The organism is Streptomyces sp. NPDC008163 (assembly GCF_042956885.1).
Taxonomy (GTDB): Bacteria; Actinomycetota; Actinomycetes; order Streptomycetales; family Streptomycetaceae; genus Streptomyces; species Streptomyces drozdowiczii_A.
The window spans coordinates 15425-33096 of sequence record NZ_JBIBHG010000011.1 but is presented as its reverse complement, the minus strand read 5'-3'; the positions used below and the strand labels follow the sequence as shown (position 1 = coordinate 33096).

The window sequence follows — 17672 nt, the reverse complement described above, 5'->3', positions numbered from 1 at the left end:
TTACTCTCCTCGCAGTGTGGGTACGACCATCGGAGTGCCGGTCACGGGGTCCGGGACGACGACGCTGGGGAGGTCGAAGACGTCCTTGATCAGCGTGGCGTCCACGATGTCCGCGGGGTCGCCCTCGGCGACCACCTCACCGGCCTTCATGGCCACCAAGTGGTCGGCGAACCGGCACGCCTGGTTGATGTCGTGCAGGACCGCGACGACGGTGCGGCCCTCGTTGCGCAGCCTGGCGAGCAGGCCGAGCAGTTGGTACTGGTGGGTGATGTCGAGGAACGAGGTGGGTTCGTCCAGCAGCAGGTAGGGCGTCTGCTGGGCCAGCACCATCGCCATCCAGACGCGTTGCCGCTGCCCGCCGGAGAGCTCCTGTACGGGCCGGTCGGCCAGGTCCGCGACACCGGCGGCGGCCATCGCGCCGTCGACGGCCTCCTGGTCGCCCTGCGACCACAGGGCCAGCAGGGACTGGTGCGGGAAGCGGCCCCGGGCGACGAGTTGGCGAACCTTGATGTCCTCCGGCGCCGTGGGGTCCTGGGGCAGGAAGCCGAGCTGCTTGGCCAGCGCCCTGGTGCCGAACGAGCCGACCTCGCGGCCGTCGAACCCCACCTGTCCGGCGTGCGGTCTGAGCAGCCGTACGAGCGCGCTCAACAGGGTCGACTTCCCGCAGGCGTTGGGGCCGACGATGGCGGTGAACGCGCCGTCGGGTATGTCGAGGGTGAGCCGTGTGGACACGACGCGGTCTCCGTAGCGCAGGGTGATCTCCCGCGCCGTCAGGCGTGCGGTCATGCGCGCCTCACCTCCTTGGTCAGCAGCCAGATCAGATAGCAACCGCCGATCGCCGTGCTCACGACGCCCACGGGCAGCGCCACCGGGGCCAGCAGCATCTGCGCCAGCAGGTCCGCGCCCTGGAGCAGGACCGCCCCGGTCAGCGCGGCCGGGAGCAGCGGGATGCCCGGGGCGCCCACGAGCCGGCGGCCGATCTGCGGCGCGGCCAGCGCGATGAACGCGATGGGTCCGGCCACGGCGGTCACCGTGGCGGTGCAGCCGACGCCGACCAGGACCATGAGCAGCCGCAGCCGGTCGAGTCCGACGCCGGTGGTCACGGCGACCGGGTCGCCGAGCGCCGCCTGGTGCATGGCGTGGGCCCGGGTGGTGATGAGGGCCAGCAGGACGGCGATCACGGTGAACGGGATGCCGAGGTCCTCCCAGCCCACGCCGTTGAGCGAGCCGGCGCTCCAGCCGACGGCGGCGATCGCCACCTCCAGGTCGGCGCGGAGCACGATCCACGAGTTGATCGCGGTGACCATCGCGTTGACGGCGATGCCGATGACGACGAGCCGGAGGCCGGAGAAGCCGGTTTCGAGCGACAGCAGGTAGATGGCGGCCGCGACGACGAGTCCGCCGGCCACGGAGCCGACGGCGAGCTGCGCGGAGGTGCCCGACAGTACGGTGAGGGCGACCAGGGCGCCGGTGTAGGCGCCGGCGTCGAGACCGATGACGTCGGGGCTGCCCATGGGGTTGCGGGTGAGGTTCTGGAAGAGGGCGCCGGCGACGCCGAGCGCGGCGCCGAAGACGAGGCCGGCCAGGACGCGCGGCAGCCGCCAGTCCCGGACCACCACGGAGTGCTCGGAGCCGGTGAGGACGGCGAACACCTTGCCGGGCGGGGCCCATGACGCCCCGTAGCACAGCCCGAGCAGGCCGAGGCCCAGCATCAGGGCGACCAGGACGGCGACGAGTATCGCCGTACGCCGTTCGACGTGGAATCTCAGCGCGTTCACAGGGACCCCGCCCCGTAGCGGCGGACCGCCCAGATCAGCATGGGGCCGCCGAGGAACGCGGTCACGATGGCCACCGGCACCTCGCCGGTGGGCAGCAGGACTCGCGCGGCCATGTCGGCGGCGAGGAGCAGGACGGGGCCGAGGACCATGCTGTAGGCGATGAGCCAGGGCACCGATCCGGAGGCCGGTTTGCGCACCAGGTGCGGCACGATCAGCCCGACGAACAGGATGGGGCCCGCCACCGCCGTCGCCGCGCCGCTGAGCACGGTGATGAGGACGAGGGCGGTGACGCGGACCCGGCCCACATCGGCGCCCAGGGTCTGGGCCACGTTCTCGCCGAGCGTCAGGGCGTTGAGCGCCTTGCTCAGCAGCAGCGCACCGGCCAGGGACACCGCGATCGCGGCCAACGGCCACCCCAGGGAGGCCTGTTCACGTCCGGCGAGCGTCCCCACCGACCAGAACCGGTAGAGGTCGAAGGTGTCGGGGAGCATGAGGCGCAGCCCGAGGGCGACGCCGTTGAGCACCGCGGTCACCGCCACACCGGTGAGCACCAGGCGCAGCGGTGAGGTGCGGCCGACCGCCGCGACCAGGAGCGCCGCGGCCACGGAGCCGACGACGGCGAAGCCGAGTTCACCGGCCTGCCCGCCGGCCAGGCCCGCCGCCGACCCGAGGGTGACGGCGAACCCGGCGCCCGCGGTGACCCCGAGGATGCCGGGCTCGGCCAGCGGGTTGCGGGCCAGCGTCTGGATGAGCGCGCCGGCCACGGCGAGCGCCGCGCCGACGGCGACGGCGAGCAGCGCACGCGGTGCCCGCACGTCGCGTACGACCACGTGGTCGTCGGTGCCCTGGTAGTCGAAGAGTGCGCGCACGACTTCGCCGGGGGCTACGTGGCGGGCCCCGACGCCCATGCTGAGTACGGCGAGAACGGCCAGCAGGATCAGTCCGCCGAAGAGCAGGGCGGTCTGCGGGACGGCCCGCCGGTTCTTTTCCGCCGTCTCGGACGCGCGGCCCGCGACGGTCACGGCTTCAGCAGCGGAGCGAGCGACTTGTCGATCGCGTCCAGGGTCAACAGGCCCTCACCGTAGGTGGCGGCTTCGGTGCAGCGGTACGGGAACGCCTTGCCGGCCTTGACGGCGGGCAGGTTCTTCCAGAGCTTGGAGTCCAGGACGTACTTCACGGAGGGCGGGACGCTGCCGTCGGCGTTGACCGAGTACGTCAGGACGTCGGCCTCGCGGAAGGCGGCGGGCAGTTCCTCGATGGAGGGGTACTCGCTGACGGCCGCGGACCCCGGGCCGGCCTTCTTGACCTTGCCGTAGTAGGTGGCGCCCAGGTCCTCGGCGATGTTGGTGCCCCAGGAGCCGTTGAACTCGCGCTGGAAGGTGCCCTTGGCGGCGTCGCCGTAGGCGCCGACGTGGCCGAGCTTCAGCTTCGGCAGGACGTCCTCGTACTTTGCGGCCAGCTCGGCGGCCTTGTCGCCGTACGCCTTCTTCTGGGCGTCGAACTGCTTCAGCGCGCCGGCCGCGTCGGACTGCTTGCGGGAGAGGTCGCGCCAGGCGGACGGCAGGCTCGGGCCGATCGCGACGACGGGGGCGATCGACTTCAGCCGCTTCATGTCGATGTCGCCGAGCACGGGCGCGGGGACACCGATGACGATCAGGTCGGGCTCGGCCTCGGCGATGGCCTCGTAGTTGGTCTCGGTCGCCTGCTCGCCCGCGATCTTCTTGAGCTTCTTGTAGGTGGCGAGGTCGTCCTTGGTCATCATCGGCTCGCCGCGCTTCCACGACGAGATGCCGACCAGCGGTGCGTCGGCCTCGATCAGCGCGGGCACGGCGTAGCCGGTGGCCACCACACGCTTCGGGTTCGCCGGGATCGTGATCTTGCCGTTGTCCGCGGTGAACACCCGGGTCTTGGTCTTCTCCGAGGCGGAGTCCGATCCGCCGTCCGAGGATGACCCGCATCCGGCCAGGACGAGGGCCAGCGCGACGGCGCCGACCAGGCCGGACGATCTGCGTATGGACATTCCGAAGCTCCTTGCTACTTAGGTAAGGCTCACCTTACTTGATGGCCTTTCGGGGGGACAACTCGCAGGTAGTCCGCCCCCTGGTTCCGCGATGGGTCAGTGGTCGTCGCTGTGGTCGTGACCGTGCTCGTGGTCCTCGTCGAAGTCCGCGACGCCGCGCTTCCAGTAGCCGGTGATGTCGTAATCGGCCTTGTCCAGGCGCAGTTCGTCCCGGACCCAGCGACGCAGCGGCTTGATCTGACCGGCCTCGCCGGCCACCCAGACATACGCCCGCTCCCCCTCGGGCACGGTGACGGACATCGCGGCCCGGGGCAGCGCGTCACCGGAGCCGGCGGGCACGCCGTCGCGGTGCAGCCAGCGCACCTCGACACCCTCCGGCGCGGAGAGCTCGATCTCCTCGGCGGCGTCCGCGACTTCGATGAACACCCAGCCCCTGGCGGTCCTCGGCAGCTCCTCCAGCCATCGCGCGACGGCGGGCAGGGCGGTGAGGTCGCCGACGAGCAGATAGCGGTCGTAGGTGTGCGGGACGATCAGCCCGCCGGGCGGTCCGGCGACGTGGATGACGTCACCGGGCCGCGCCTTGCCGGCCCAGTCGGAAGCGAGCCCGCCCTCGTGGACGGCGATGTCGATGTCGAGCTCGCCCGTGACGGAGTCGTAGCGGCGCACGGTGTATTCGCGCGAGGTGGGCAGGGGCCTCGGCCAGCGCAGCATCGCGCCGTCCCGCTCCGGGAGACGCAGAGAGCCGTCCGCTTCCCGGAAGATCAGCTTCACGTGCTCGTCGGGCGCGTGGGCCTCGAAGCCCTCGGTGCCGGACCCGCCGAGCGTCACCCGGACCAGGCCCGCGCCGACGGCGGCCGTGCGCACGACCTCGGCCTCCCGGATGCCGATCGGATAGCCGACCTTCTCGGCGTGCAGCCCGGCCCGCACCTCGGCGATCCGGTCCAGGTGGCGCTCGCGGTGGCCGGTGCGGCTCATGCGGCCTCACCCGCCAGCAGCGCCTGCCAGCGCCCGAGTTCGGGCAGCTCGAAGAGGTCCGGGAACTCCAGCGCGGTCGCCCCCGCCGCGCGCCAGCGCTCCACCAGGACCATGATCCGCATCGAGTCGAGACCGAGGTCGACCAGGTTCTCGTCGGGCGCGATCTCGCCGGGCTCGCAGCCCAGCAGTTCGGCGATGTCGGCCCTGACACGGTCGGGCGACAAGGTCTGACTCATCGGAGTACTCCTCAGTGGGTGAGCGCCGACGACGGGTCGGAGCGAAGGTGACGGTGCTTACGGGGCGCGGCGCGGCTGATGCGCACGCGTGAGGACCCGCCCGGAGCGGGTCCGTTCACGGGGCGCGCGAGGGCGCGGCTCGGCCCACCGGCGGGCACGGCGGACCGCGGCGAAGACTGATGGAGTCGACCACCGCCCCCCCTTGTGAGGCAAGGCTAACCTAACATCGACATGGACGACGGGAGCACCCACCCCATCAACCAGCCCGCCGGAAAGGGAAGTTCGGATCCCGGATCCATGACCCGAACCCCCACCGCCTCCCTGCGCGACCATCTTAACTTAGGTTACCCTTACCTAACCTATCGTAGGTGCTGCTCCGGGTGAAGACCCGCCGCAGGCATGCCGCCGCGCCGAACCCGGCGCAGCTCCTCAGCGCATCCTCATCCCTGGCCCCGCCCATGGGGCCATCGAGAACGGAGTCCCCGTGTCGACGGCATCCCGAGTCGCCACGCCCATACCCACGGCCCATCCGGCCACCGGGGCGGCCACCTCTCTGCTGGACGCCTACGCGCCCGGCGCCCGCTTCCTCGCCACCCCCAGACGCACCCTCCTCGCCCGGGGCGCCGCGCTCCAAGTGCCGCACGGCGCACAGCCGGTGGACCGGCGCGTGGCGGACACCCTGGCGCAGGCCGCCGACGCCGGGCAGCGGGCGCCGGTCGTGATGGGCGCGATCCCGTTCGACCACACGGAGCCTGCCGCGCTGAGCGTGCCCACCGCGCTGCGCACCGCGCCGCCGCTCGCCTCCGACCCCCTCATCGCCCTGCCCTCGCCGGGTGCGGACTCGCCCGGCTGGGAGATCCGGCCGGTCCCGGAGCCGGAGGTCTACGCCAAGGGCGTGGCCGCGGCCGTGGAGCGGATGTGGCGCGGCGAGTTCAGCAAGGTCGTCCTCGCGCGCACCCTCGAACTCACCTCGCCCGCACCGCTGGACGTGCCCGCCATGCTTCAGCGCCTGGCCCGCCGCGACCCTTCCGGCTACACGTTCGCGCTGCCCACCGGCCCCGGCCGCACCCTGATCGGCGCCAGCCCCGAACTCCTGGTCTCCCGCCGGGGCCGCCGGCTGGTCGCCAATCCCCTCGCCGGGTCCGCCCCGCGCAGCGACGACCTCGCCGAGGACGTCCGCCGGGCCGCCGCGCTCCTGGAGTCCGCGAAGGACCTCCACGAGCACGCCGTCGTCGTGGACGCCGTGCACCAGGCGCTCGCCCCGTACTGCTCCGGGATGACCGTGCCGCCCCGGCCGACGCTGATCCGCACCGCGACCATGTGGCACCTGTCCACCACGGTCACGGGCACGCTCACCGGCCCGGACACCTCCGCGCTCACCCTGGCCTGCGCCCTGCACCCCACCCCGGCGGTGTGCGGCACGCCGACGGCGACGGCCCGGCAGGTGCTGACCGAGACCGAGCCGTTCGACCGGGGCTACTTCACGGGCATGGTCGGCTGGGGCGACGCGAACGGCGACGGGGAATGGGTCGTCACCATCCGCTGCGCCGAGGCGGAGGAGCGCACGCTGCGCCTGTACGCCGGCGCGGGCGTCGTCGCGGCGTCCGAACCCGAGGCCGAGACCGCCGAGACCGCAGCGAAGTTCCGCACCTTCCTCAGCGCGGTGGGCACCGAGCTCTGAGCCGCCCGTTTCCGGGCCCGTTCACGCGGTCGGGGCGGCGGGTTCGCCCAGCCGGGCGGCCGCCGTACGCCAGGCGGCGGTGACCGCGTGCCGGGCCTGGGCGGTGGCCGCCGGGCCGTCGCCGTCGAGTCGCAGCGGCGGCCCGACGTGGACGTGCAGCCGGGGCCGGCGCAGCGGGGCGGTGGCCAGGCCCGCGAGCTGCTTGGCGGCCGGACCGGAGACGACGCGGCGGGCCCCGGCCTGGCCCACCGGGATCACCGGCGCGCCGGTGCGGTGCGCGAGCCGGGCGAGCCCGCGGTGGAAGGCGCCGGGCGCCGCCTCGGCCGCGTCCCCGCGATCCGGCAGGCCGCCCTCCGCGTAGATGAGGATGTGCCGGCCCTGCTCCAGCGCCTCCTGGGCGAGGACGACGGCCCGGCCGGCGCGGGGGTCGCCGCGGTGCACCGGGATGTGGCCCTCACGCGCGAGGGCGCGGCCGAGCACCGGGACGCGCCAGAGCCCGGCGGCCGCCATGACGACGGGCCGGGCACCGAGGCGGCGCAGTGCCGCCAGGACGATCGCGGGGTCCGCGAGCGAGGTGTGGTTGGCGGCGATGATGCCGGCCGGGGGCAGCACGGCGTCCGTGTCGGTGGTGAGCGTCAACCGCCCGAAGGCGGGCACCAGTTGACCGGCAAGACGGCTGAGCATGGGGATCTCCGGTTCGCTCGGGCGGAGTTCCATCGTTCCGCGCCGGACGGCCGCCCGGCTGAGCGGTGGTACTCATCCGCCGTGGGTACCCGGACGGTCCCGCCGCCCGCACCTCACCGCCGTACGACGTCGGCGAGCACCGTGGTCACCAGTTTGCCGACCGCCGCCGCGTCCGGCGGACCGGGATCGCGGTCCGCGAAGAGCAGATGCCCGCCCCCGACCAGGGACAGGGTGAGCGAGTCGATGTCGGCGCCCTCCGACACCCGGCCCCGCGCGCGCTCCTGCGCGAGGTAGCCGGAGACGGCGGTCGTGATCTGGGCGAGAATCGCGATGCCGCCCCCGGGTGTCGCCTCCCTGAGCCGCGCCCGCAGCTCGTCCCGGAAGGTGATGAGGGGGATGATCGCCACCGGCACCGGCCCGAAGAGGGCGGTCAGCGCGTCGGTGAGATTGCCCGCCACGGTGCCGGTGCCGGCACTCTCGCCCAGCGTCCGCGCCCGCGCGTCGAGGTCCGCCGCCCGGTCGAGCACGAGATCGGTGAGGAAGGCGTCGAAGTCGGCGAAGTGCCGGTGCAGGACGCCCTTGGCGCAGCCCGCCTCGTCGGTGACGGCCCTGCTGGTCAGGCCGTTCGCGCCGTCCCGCAGCAGGACGCGCTCGGCGGCGTCGAACAACTGCTGCCGGGCGTCGCGAAGGTGCACTCCGGTCGGCACGTACCCACTCCTCACGTCGTCCGCGTCCCTGCCGCACCTTGGCGTGTGGGCACTTGCCCACTAAGGTGAACGCATGCCCACTCTACCGCGAGAACCTCATCACGCCCGCCGGACCGCCGAGTCCTTCGGCGCGGACGCACGGCGGTACGACGGGGCCCGCCCCGCCTATCCCGACGACCTGGTGGCCCGCGTCGCCGCCGGGAGCCCCGGGCCGGATGTGCTCGACGTCGGCTGCGGTACCGGGATCGCGGCCCGCCAGTTCCGGGCGGCCGGCTGCGTGGTGCTCGGTGTCGAACCGGACGCCCGGATGGCGGAGTGGGCGCGCGCGCACGGTGTCGGGGTGGAGGTGGCGACCTTCGAGGCGTGGGACCCGGCGGGCCGGATGTTCGACGCGGTGACCGCCGCCCAGTCGTGGCACTGGGTGGACCCGGCGGTGGGCGCCGCCAAGGCGGCCCGGGTGCTGCGGCCGGGCGGGCGCCTTGCGGTCTTCGGCCACGTCTTCGAACCGCCCGCCGAGGTGGCGGAGCCGTTCGCGGCGGCCTTCCGCCGGGTGGCCCCGGACTCGCCGTTCAGCGGTCAGCCGGCCCGGCGCCCGCTGGAGGCGTACCGGGCGGGGTACGCGAAGATCGCCGAACAGATGCGCGCGACCGGGCAGTTCCACGAACCGGAGCAGTGGCGGTTCGACTGGGAGCGCCCGTACACCCGGGACCAGTGGCTGGACCTGCTGCCGACCACCGGAGGCCTCACCCGGCTCCGCCCCGAGCAACTGGCGGAGATCCTGACGGCGGTGGGCGGGGCCATCGACGCGCTGGGCGGCCGCTTCACCATGCGGTATGTCACCCTGGCGACGACCGCCGTGCGCGTCGGGCCCTCTCGTTTTCGTTTGGATCATGCTGGGCTCGCGTGCCACGCCCCGCGAGCCCAGCATGATCCGAACGAAAGGCCCTAGGGGGTGTCTTGCCGATCATGGCCGGGTCCGCGACGCCTGGCACGGCACCTCGCGGCGTTACCGAAACGCCCCAATAGCTCCGCTATCAAGACGCTCCGGCGCCTTGCGATGCACCGCACCAGACGCCGCGGCCTGATCCGGCCCTGATCGACAAGACACCCCCTAGCCGACCAGGTCCGGGGCGCGCAGCATCTCGTCCGGGATGCCCCAGGCGTCCACGAGGCCGGCCGCGAGCGGGCGGACCTTGCGGCAGAGGTCGTTCACCTCGCGGCTGATCGCCTTGGAGCGCTGGACGGTGAGCCGGCCGTGCTCCATGAACCAGGCCCGGTCCGCCTCGATGACGGAGAGGGCGAAGAGGTCGCAGAGCAGCCGCAGCGCCTCCTTGTTCCCGCCTTCGGGCAGGGCGCGCACCCGGTCCGTGAACGCCTCCAGGACGAGCCGTTCGACGTGCGCGCGGGCGACGGCGATGACGTGGTCCTGGACCCGGGAGAAGACGGCGCCCGGGTCCTCGTGCTCGTCCATTCCGCGCTTGAGCCTGCGGGCCACCCCGGCGAGCATGTGCTCCTCGCGGAAGCGGACCATGGCGAGCTGGTACTCCGGGTCGAGCAGCCCGGCCTCGCGGTCCCACTCGTCGCCGCCCGGCAGCAGGTCCCGCACTCGTTCGAGGAGCTTGTGGGCGGAGGTCTTCTCCAGGACCGTCTCGACGGCGAGCCCGGCGACATGGCGGACGGTGCCGAGCTGGTCGAGGTCCTCGAACTCACTCGCGTAATGGGTGAGCAGGCCCTTGGCGACGAGCTGGAGCAGGACGTGGTTGTCGCCCTCGAACGTGGTGAAGATGTCGCTGTCGGCCTTGAGCGCGGCGAACCGGTTGACGCTCAGGTAGCCGGCGCCGCCGCACGCCTCGCGGCACTCCTGGACGACCCGGGTCGCGTGCCAGGTGGCGAGCGCCTTGGTGCCGGCGGCCCGGGACTCCAGGAGGCGCCGGGCCTGCGGTTCGTCCCCGGTGCCGGAGAAGACCTCGTGCAGCTGGGTGCGTACGACGTCCTGCGCGAAGTGCAGCGCGTAGGTACGGGCGAGGAGCGGCAGCAGGCGGCGCTGGTGCAGTCCGTAGTCGAGGAGCAGCTGCTCCTCCGTGTCCGGGGCGGCCGCGAACTGCCGCCGCCGCAGCGCGTACTTGGTGGCGACGGCGAGCGCCACCTTGGCGGCGCCGACCCCGGCTCCGGCGACGCTGACCCGGCCCTGCACGAGGGTGCCGAGCATGGTGAAGAACCGCCGCCCGGGGTTCTCGATGGGGCTCTCGTAGACGCCCTCGGCGGTCACGTCCGCGAACCGGTTGAGCAGCGCCTCGCGTGGCACGCGCACCCCGTCGAAGCGGATGCGGCCGTTGTCGACGCCGTTGAGGCCCATCTTGCGCCCGTCGTCCTCGATCCGGACGCCGGGCACGACGTCGCCGTCCTGCCGGACCCGAACGACGAAGGCGTGCACGCCCTCGGCCTGTCCGCCGACCTCCAGCTGGGCGAAGACGACCGCGAGTTCCGCGTGCCGGGCGGCGTTGCCGATGTAGTCCTTGCACGCCGCGTCGTCCGGGGTGGTCAGCACGAACTCCCGGGTGCCGGGGTCGTAGCGCGCGACCGTCCCGAGCGACTGCACGTCGGAGCCGTGCCCGGTCTCGGTCATCGCGAAGGACCCCATCAGGCGGCCGGTGATCAGGTCCGGCAGATACGCCTCGTGGTGGCGCTCCGTGCCCAGCTGGAGGACCGCCCCGCCGAACAGCCCGAACTGCACCCCCACCTTGACCAGCACGGACAGGTCCCCGAAGGCAAGCGTCTCGAACGCGGCGATGGACGCCCCGACGTCCCCGCCCCCGCCGTACTCCTTCGGGAACCCCATCCCGGTCTGCCCGGTCGCGGCCATCTCGACCACGATCTCCCGCACCCGCTCGCGGTAGGCGTCGGTCCCGAGCTCCTCGGCCTCCTCCAGCACGGAGGCGCACGCCACCAGATTGCTCCGGACCAGATCGCGGATCCCGGCGTACTCCCCGTCGAGCACCCGGGTCAACGCCTGAACGTCGACCTCGGGCTGTACGTATCCCCCACCGGCGAATGTGTTCTCAGTGCCCATGCCACTTCGCTACCCCGCCCCGGGACGATCAAGCGACACCGGGGGCGTCTCCCCCGCCACACGGGAACGCCGCCGGGCCGGAGACGGCACGAGGCCGTTCCGGCCCGGCGGCGTCCGCCGGGCTGTGCCGTTCGCTCAGTGGCCGACCATCGCGGTCGGGTCCGCCGCCTTGACCTTCCTGCGGGGCAGCAGCAGGGCGGGGACGAGGCAGACCGCGATGAGGACGGCCGCCACCAGGAACACCGAGGCGAACGCGTCGCCCATCTGGTCCTTGATGCCGTCCGGGGTCCGCGCGGTGATGTCCTTGAGGCCGTTGGTGAGGAGCACCGAGAACAGGGCGGTGCCGATGGAGGCGGCGACCTGCTGGACGATGTTCATCAGAGTCGAGCCACGGGCGACCGTGTGCTCCCTCAGGGTGGCCAGCGCCGAGGCCATGATCGGCATCATCGAGGCACCCATGCCGAGGCCCATGATGAAGAGCGCGGTGATGATGTACGCGTAGGACGTGTCGGCGGTGAGCTGCGTGAACATGCCCATGCCGGCGGTGATGACCACGATGCCGGTGATGACGATCTTGCCGGGGCCGATGCGGTCGGCGAGCATGCCGGCGATCGGCATGGTGATCATCGCGCCGATGCCCTGCGGGGCGAGCAGCACGCCCGAGTCGAGCGCCGACTCCCCGCGCACCTGCTGGAAGTAGAGCGGGAAGAGCAGGCTGGCACCGAAGAACGCCATCGCGAACAGCGACATGGCGATGACGGCGACGCTCAGGTCGCGGTTCTGGAAGAGCCGCAGATCGATCAGCGGGTGGATGTTGGCGGGCCGCAGCGCCCACGGCACGAACGCCGCGACGAGCACCAGACCGATGATCGCGGGTACGAGGACCTTGGTGGCCCAGACGGTCCCGGTCTCCGGGATGGAGGAGACGCCGTACAGGAAGGACGCGAGGCCCGGCGAGAGCAGCAGCACGCCGACCCAGTCGAAGGTCTCGGACGGCTCGACATGGTCCTTGGGCAGCACGAGCGCCGCGTACACGAGCGCTATCGCGCCGATCGGCAGGTTGATCAGGAAGATCCAGTGCCAGGAGGCGATGTCGATCAGCCAACCGCCGAGGATGGGACCGAAGATGGGGCCGAGGAGCATCGGAATGCCGAGCACGGCCATCACCCGGCCGACCCGCTCGGGGCCGGCCGCACGCGTCAGGATCGTCATACCGAGCGGCATCAGCATGCCGCCGCCCAGGCCCTGGATCACCCGGAAGGCGACCAGCATCTCCAGCGAGTTGGCCGCGGCGCAGAGCGCCGACCCGGCCGCGAAGAGCGCGACCGCGAGCAGATAGAGACGTTTCGTCCCGAACCTGTCGGCCGCCCAGCCGGTGAGCGGGATGACGCTCGCCAGGGCCAGCGTGTAACCGGTCATCGTCCAGGCGACCTGGGCCGAGGTCGCCTCGAACTCCTTCTGGAACGTCTGCAGTCCGACCGAGACCACGGTGATGTCCAGGATCGACATGATCCCGCCGAGCACGACCACTCCGGCCACGAGGAGGACCTTGCTGTCCAGCTTGTCGCTGGAGGCGCCACCACCTCCCCCCGGAGGGCTCGACTCATTCTTCTGCAACGTGGTCATGACTCACCTTTCGGAGAAGCTGCGGGGCCACCCGGGCCCGCTCGATCTGTCCACCCCCCGCGACCTCCGGCTGGTGGCAACGGTGCGCTCCGGCGGGCGTGGATGCGGAATCCGCCCTTCCATCGGGCGGCCGGAGCTCCACCGGGGCATGGTCCACGACGGACGACTCACCGGGCGGGATTCATGCGATCCGTTGTGGAACATGAATGTACCAGCGCCGGTAGGCCAGTATCTTTTGGATTGATGACAAGAAACGTGCACCTGCGCGATCGCGTTGCGGTCGCGATCCTCGACGCTGCGGCGATGCTGCTCGCCCGACGGGGCGAGAGCGTCAGCATGGCGGACGTCGCGGCGGCCGCCGGCGTGGGCCGCACCACTCTGTACCGCCACTTCCCCAGCCGCGAGACCCTGTTGGACGCCCTGTCCCAGGAGGCGTGCGCCGAACTGATCGGCAAGCTGGCGGACGCCGGCCTGGACCGCGTCGCCGTGCCCGAGGGTGTGGCGCGGGTGAGCCGGATCGCGATGAGCCAGGCCGCCAAGTACCAGGCCCTGATGCGCATCCACGGCAAGCCCGCCATGCCCGACGAGACCGCCCGCCGGCTCATGGCGCCCCTCACCGCCCTGTTCGTCCGCGGCTCCGCCGACGGTACCTGGCGCACGGACCTCGGCCCCGAGACCCTCCTCGACCTCTACAGCGCGCTCCTCCAGGGCGCCCTGGGTCAGGCCCTGCACGCGAAGCTGGGCGTGGAGCCCGCTGCCGCCGCCGTCACCTCGGTCTTCATGCACGGCGCGGGCCCCCGGCGGCCGGCCGACGAGGACCTGGTGAAGAGCCCTTCCCCGGCGGGCTTCTGAGGGGCGCGCCCGGAGACGGCGGCGGCCCGCTTCCTCGGGGCGACCATCTGCGCGGCTGCAGAACCCACCCGCGCGTGTGCCCGGCGCGACGACGTGTCGGGCCGGGCACACGCGGTTCACTTGCCGTACGTCAGCGGAGGGCGATGACTCCCGTCGTGGTCTGCTTGACCCGGTTGCCGTCGGTGTCCCACGCCTGGGCCCGCAGGTCCACGGAGCCCGAGGTCTTGTCGAGCCCGGGGACGTCGATCGTGGCCCGGTACGTGCCGGCCTTGCCCTTCGCCAGGGCGGCGCGCTTCCAAGTGGTGCCGCCGTCGGTGCTGTAGTCGAGCTTCAGACCGGCGACCGCCGGCATCCTCCCGGTCGACGGGGGGTGGCCGACGCTGACCGTGAAGTGTTGTGTTCTTCCGGCCTGAGCCTTGTTGAAGGTGTCGACCGTGCCCCTCAGGTCGTAGCCGACGTAGAGCAGCGGCTGCGGGTTGCACGCGCCGGAGTCGTTCCCCGTCATGCACAGGTATTGCCGGGGAACGGTCGGCTTGTCCCGGCCGCGGGAGTGGAACGTCCAGTCACTGGTGTTGCCCGCACCGCTCTGGACCAGGCGGTAGGCACCGTCCTCTTCGGGCAACCGGAAGGCCGGCAGACCGGGATAGGGCGTGGTGACGCGTTCGATCTCGGTGCCGTCGGCGCCGAACAACCGGGCGTCGGCGTTGTAGTAGCCGCCCGGGTCCGCCTCGGTTCCGTCACCCGTCACCAGCGTGTAGCCGGTCGTGAAGATGTCGCCCTGCCGGCAGAAGGAGCACAGGTACCGCTGCCGCACGCCCGGGACGTCCGGTGCCCGCTGGACGCCCGGGGTGACTCCGGGCAGATACCAGTCGAAGGAGGAGCGTTCCGGACGGTCGAGGACGTGGGCCACCCGCCGATCCCCCACGGTCTCCTCGCGCAGCACGTCGCGATAGAGACCGCCTCGGTATTCGGTGTAGGACGCCGGGGTCGGCAGCAGCACCCCGGAGCCGAACGTCGCCGGTTCCAGCGGGTGGAAGCTCGTCCAGACCACACCCTTCTCACTCACCCCTTCGGAGGAATGGATGGTGGTGCGCACGCGGGCGAGGTCCTTGTCGCGGACCGTGTACGTGAGGTCCTCGGGGATCCGGCCCTCCTCGTAGTCGAGCAGCTTGTAGAGGTAGTCGACGCCCGGGTCGCTGTCGATCTCGATCCTGACGGGACCGGACTTCAGCCGGGTCCGCAGTCTGTTGCCCTCGGCGGGCAGCACCTGGGTGAGCGGCAGCGCGGTCGGCTTGCCGTGCGCCTCCCACGTGGGCAGGGTGCAGCCCGGGTGGACGACCTTGGGGAAGAGAACGACCCCGACAGCTCCGGCTCTCTTGAGCTCGGCCACCACCCGGTCGTTGTCGACGGTGCAGCCCCAGTAGGGCCCGTCGTCCGGGTCGGGGCTCATGGCGAGCAGGGCGATCCGGCCCTTGAGGTCGGCCCGGGCGATCTCCTCGGGGCTGCCGAGGCCGACGTAGGCCAGTTCGCGCTTCTGCTTGCCCGCCGGAAACGGCGGGGTCGTCCCGTCGAACGTGTGGAGCTTCGTGCGTTCGGGGCCGGTCACCGTCAGGGACAGCGTCGGGTTGAGGAACATCATGTGCCGCGAGTAGAGGAACTCACCCTTGGTCACGCGGCGGGTGGGCGTGACGTACTCGCGACTCGACGAGGTACCCAGGGTGCCGCTCAGGATCGACGTGCCGTCCCAGGCGGTGCGCACGGTGGTCGTCGAGTAGGGCACCCAGTCCTTGTTGACGGGACGGGGTGTGCGGTAGGCGACCCGCGCGGCCTTGCGCGCGTCGAGGGTGATCTCGGTACCGCCGTCGCGGAGGGTGACCTCGGGAGCGAGCATCGAGAAGTCGTCGAAGGGGCCGCCGTCCGAGGAGTTCATGATGACCGACCCGGTGACGCTGTACGTGCCCGCCGGCGCCCGCATGACGTAGGTGCCGTCACCTTCGTAGGTGTAGTCCACCACTCCGTACACATCGGGTACGTCGACCGCTGAGGCGCCGATGCCGGTCAGGGCCGGATCAGCGGGTTCACCGTCGCGGTCCAGGACGTGGACGGTGAGCGGCACCTTCTTCGGTCCGCGGTCCAGGCCGACCGGAACGGCCGCCCGGCTGCCGGAGTCGTCCGTGGCGACCAGGCTGCCGGTGTAGCGCCCCTGGGGCAGCTCCGCCGGGTCGAGGGTGACGGTCGTCCCGGCCGTGCCGCCGGCGGGAACGGTCAGCCGGGGGTCGGCGACGGTCAGCGCGCCCTGTGCGGCGCCGCCGCCGACCCTGCGCAGCTCCGGCGCGAGGGTGACGGTGACGTCCTTGTCCCCGTTGTTGGCGAAGTCGACCTGTTTCTCGACCGGACCTCCCTCGCCGACCGGGATGGACCGGAAGTCGACGTTGGCGGTGGTGGCGACGAACTGCTGCGCGGTGGCGCGGGCCACGTCCACCCGCCCCGCACCCTGCTCGTACACGGTGAAGCCGTCGTCCTTGGACGTCGACATCAGCGTGGCCTTGAGCCGGGCGCCGGTCCAGTCCGGATGCTGCTGGGCCAGGATCGCCGCGGCACCGGCGACGTGCGGGGTGGCCATGGAGGTACCGGAGGCGGTGGTGTAGTTCTCGTCGACGACGGCGCCCATCGCGGTGCCCTGGGCGCGGGCCGCCGTGATGTTCACGCCCGGAGCGGCGATGTCCGGCTTCAGGGCGCCGTCGACGCGCGGTCCGCGACCGGAGAAGTCGGCGAGCCGGTCGGACTTGTCGGTGGCGGCCACGGTGAGGGCGGCGTCTGCGGCGCCGGGGGCGTTGATGGTGCCCGCGGCGGGACCGTCGTTGCCGGCGGCGATCACGAACAGTGCGCCGGTGGAGTCGCTCAGCTCGTTCACGGCCGCGGAGAGCGCATCGGTGCCGTCGGACGGCTGGCCGCCGAGGCTCATCGAGACGATCTTGGCGCCGGCGTCGCGGACGGCCCACTGCATGCCTTCGATGATGCCCGAGGTGTCACCGGAGCCGGAGTTGTCGAGGACCTTGCCGACGGCCAGTTTCGCTCCGGGGGCGACACCCTTGCGGGAACCGCCGGAGGCGGCCCCGGAGCCGGCGATGGTGGAGGCGACATGGGTGCCGTGGCCATGACCGTCGGCGACCTCCTCGCCCGGCACGAAACTGCGGCTGGCGGTGATCTTCCCGGCCAGGTCGGGATGGCCGGCGTCGACCCCCGTGTCCAGCACGGCGACGGTGGTGCCGGAGCCGTCCAGGCCCTTGCCCCAGGCTTCCGGCGCGCCGATCAGCGGGACGCTCTCGGCGAGGTTCACCGTGACCTCGGCGTCCAGCTCGACCTTGCGGATGCCCCCCTTCAAGGTCTTCGGAAGCAGGTCGCGGCCGGTGGACGCAGCCGTGCCGGCGTCCAGTGCCTTCCAGAAGTCCTGTGCCCCGTCCTTGTCCAGGCGCAGGGCGGCGCCGTTGATGCTGGACAGCGACCTCTCCTCGGTGGAGGACGGCAGTGCACGCGCGTTGGCGGTGACGGTCGCCTGCGGGGTCCTGCCCGAGTACCGGACGATCAGCGGCAGTTCACCGGTCGCGCTGTCGGCGTACCCGTGCTCGGCCAGGTACTGCACGTCGAACAGCCGGCGCTCCACGATTCCGGCGTCGACGGCCGGCTGGGCCCCGGCGGGGATGACGAAGATTCCGTCGGGACCTGCCTGGGTGCGGAAGAGCGGCATCCCGCCGCCAGGTCTCTCCGTGCCGGTCACGGCGTACTTCCCGGTCGCATCACGCGTGAGGCGGACGGTGTCGCCGGTGATCAGGGTGACGTTCCAGGTTCTGGGTGCCTGTCCCCCGGTGAAGGTCTTCACATCGTCGCCCGGGGACGGGGTCGGCGCACCGGCTCCCGCGGCGGGCGGTGCGAGGAGCCCGGCGACGAGGGCCGCGAGCGTGACCGCACCGGCCATCAGCCGCCGGTGCGGTCCCGGTCGATGACGATCGCTCGGGGCGGAGCGGGTGGGACGGGTCATGTGG

General features: G+C 72.2%; 14 protein-coding genes. 3 read left to right on the top strand and 11 right to left on the bottom strand.

Annotated features, from left to right (window positions below):
- The 6 genes from ACFZAT_RS23655 to ACFZAT_RS23630 form a co-directional block, all read right to left on the bottom strand.
- Positions 1–786: an ATP-binding cassette domain-containing protein gene (locus tag ACFZAT_RS23655; RefSeq protein ID WP_391266730.1), complete on the bottom strand. Its 786-nt coding sequence runs from the start codon at positions 784–786 to the stop codon at positions 1–3.
- A complete protein-coding gene (locus ACFZAT_RS23650; RefSeq protein ID WP_391266729.1) occupies positions 783–1778 on the bottom strand; it encodes an iron chelate uptake ABC transporter family permease subunit in 996 nt (331 codons plus the stop codon). Before ACFZAT_RS23650 ends, ACFZAT_RS23655 begins: the two co-directional genes overlap by 4 nt.
- Positions 1775–2800 carry an iron chelate uptake ABC transporter family permease subunit gene (locus tag ACFZAT_RS23645; protein ID WP_391266728.1) on the bottom strand — a complete coding sequence of 342 codons (1026 nt, stop codon included), beginning with the start codon at positions 2798–2800 and terminating at the stop codon, positions 1775–1777. Before ACFZAT_RS23645 ends, ACFZAT_RS23650 begins: the two co-directional genes overlap by 4 nt.
- The gene (locus tag ACFZAT_RS23640) at positions 2797–3798 is read right to left on the bottom strand and encodes an ABC transporter substrate-binding protein (protein WP_391266725.1); all 1002 of its coding nucleotides are present in this window, start codon (positions 3796–3798) and stop codon (positions 2797–2799) included. Before ACFZAT_RS23640 ends, ACFZAT_RS23645 begins: the two co-directional genes overlap by 4 nt.
- 96 nt (positions 3799–3894) lie before the next feature.
- Complete coding sequence (locus ACFZAT_RS23635; RefSeq protein WP_391266722.1) at positions 3895–4773, bottom strand: SIP domain-containing protein; 879 nt, start codon at positions 4771–4773, stop codon at positions 3895–3897.
- The gene (locus ACFZAT_RS23630) at positions 4770–5009 is read right to left on the bottom strand and encodes a phosphopantetheine-binding protein (RefSeq protein ID WP_391266720.1); all 240 of its coding nucleotides are present in this window, start codon (positions 5007–5009) and stop codon (positions 4770–4772) included. Before ACFZAT_RS23630 ends, ACFZAT_RS23635 begins: the two co-directional genes overlap by 4 nt.
- A 484-nt stretch (positions 5010–5493) precedes the next feature.
- Between ACFZAT_RS23630 and dhbC the strand changes: the two genes are divergently transcribed.
- On the top strand, positions 5494–6690 hold the full coding sequence (dhbC, locus tag ACFZAT_RS23625) for an isochorismate synthase DhbC (protein WP_391266719.1): 1197 nt from the start codon (positions 5494–5496) through the stop codon (positions 6688–6690).
- Between the two features lie 21 nt (positions 6691–6711).
- On the opposite strand, the gene ACFZAT_RS23620 is transcribed toward dhbC, so the two are convergent.
- Positions 6712–7374, bottom strand: a complete 663-nt coding sequence (locus ACFZAT_RS23620; protein WP_391266718.1) for a 1-acyl-sn-glycerol-3-phosphate acyltransferase — start codon at positions 7372–7374, stop codon at positions 6712–6714.
- Between the two features lie 113 nt (positions 7375–7487).
- A complete protein-coding gene (locus tag ACFZAT_RS23615) occupies positions 7488–8081 on the bottom strand; it encodes a TetR family transcriptional regulator (RefSeq protein WP_391266717.1) in 594 nt (197 codons plus the stop codon).
- 73 nt (positions 8082–8154) lie between these two features.
- On the opposite strand from ACFZAT_RS23615, the gene ACFZAT_RS23610 reads away from it, so the two are divergent.
- A complete protein-coding gene (locus ACFZAT_RS23610) occupies positions 8155–9030 on the top strand; it encodes a methyltransferase domain-containing protein (RefSeq protein ID WP_391266716.1) in 876 nt (291 codons plus the stop codon).
- Positions 9031–9192: 162 nt separating this feature from the next.
- On the opposite strand, the gene ACFZAT_RS23605 is transcribed toward ACFZAT_RS23610, so the two are convergent.
- Both ACFZAT_RS23605 and ACFZAT_RS23600 read right to left on the bottom strand, forming a co-directional pair.
- Complete coding sequence (locus ACFZAT_RS23605) at positions 9193–11151, bottom strand: acyl-CoA dehydrogenase (RefSeq protein WP_391266714.1); 1959 nt, start codon at positions 11149–11151, stop codon at positions 9193–9195.
- A gap of 135 nt (positions 11152–11286) precedes the next feature.
- Entirely contained in the window at positions 11287–12777 is a 1491-nt protein-coding gene (locus ACFZAT_RS23600) for a DHA2 family efflux MFS transporter permease subunit (RefSeq protein ID WP_391266712.1), read from the bottom strand.
- Positions 12778–13020: 243 nt separating this feature from the next.
- On the opposite strand from ACFZAT_RS23600, the gene ACFZAT_RS23595 reads away from it, so the two are divergent.
- Positions 13021–13629, top strand: a complete 609-nt coding sequence (locus ACFZAT_RS23595; protein WP_391266710.1) for a TetR family transcriptional regulator — start codon at positions 13021–13023, stop codon at positions 13627–13629.
- A gap of 130 nt (positions 13630–13759) precedes the next feature.
- On the opposite strand, the gene ACFZAT_RS23590 is transcribed toward ACFZAT_RS23595, so the two are convergent.
- Entirely contained in the window at positions 13760–17668 is a 3909-nt protein-coding gene (locus ACFZAT_RS23590; RefSeq protein ID WP_391266709.1) for a S8 family serine peptidase, read from the bottom strand.
- Positions 17669–17672 lie beyond the last annotated feature (4 nt).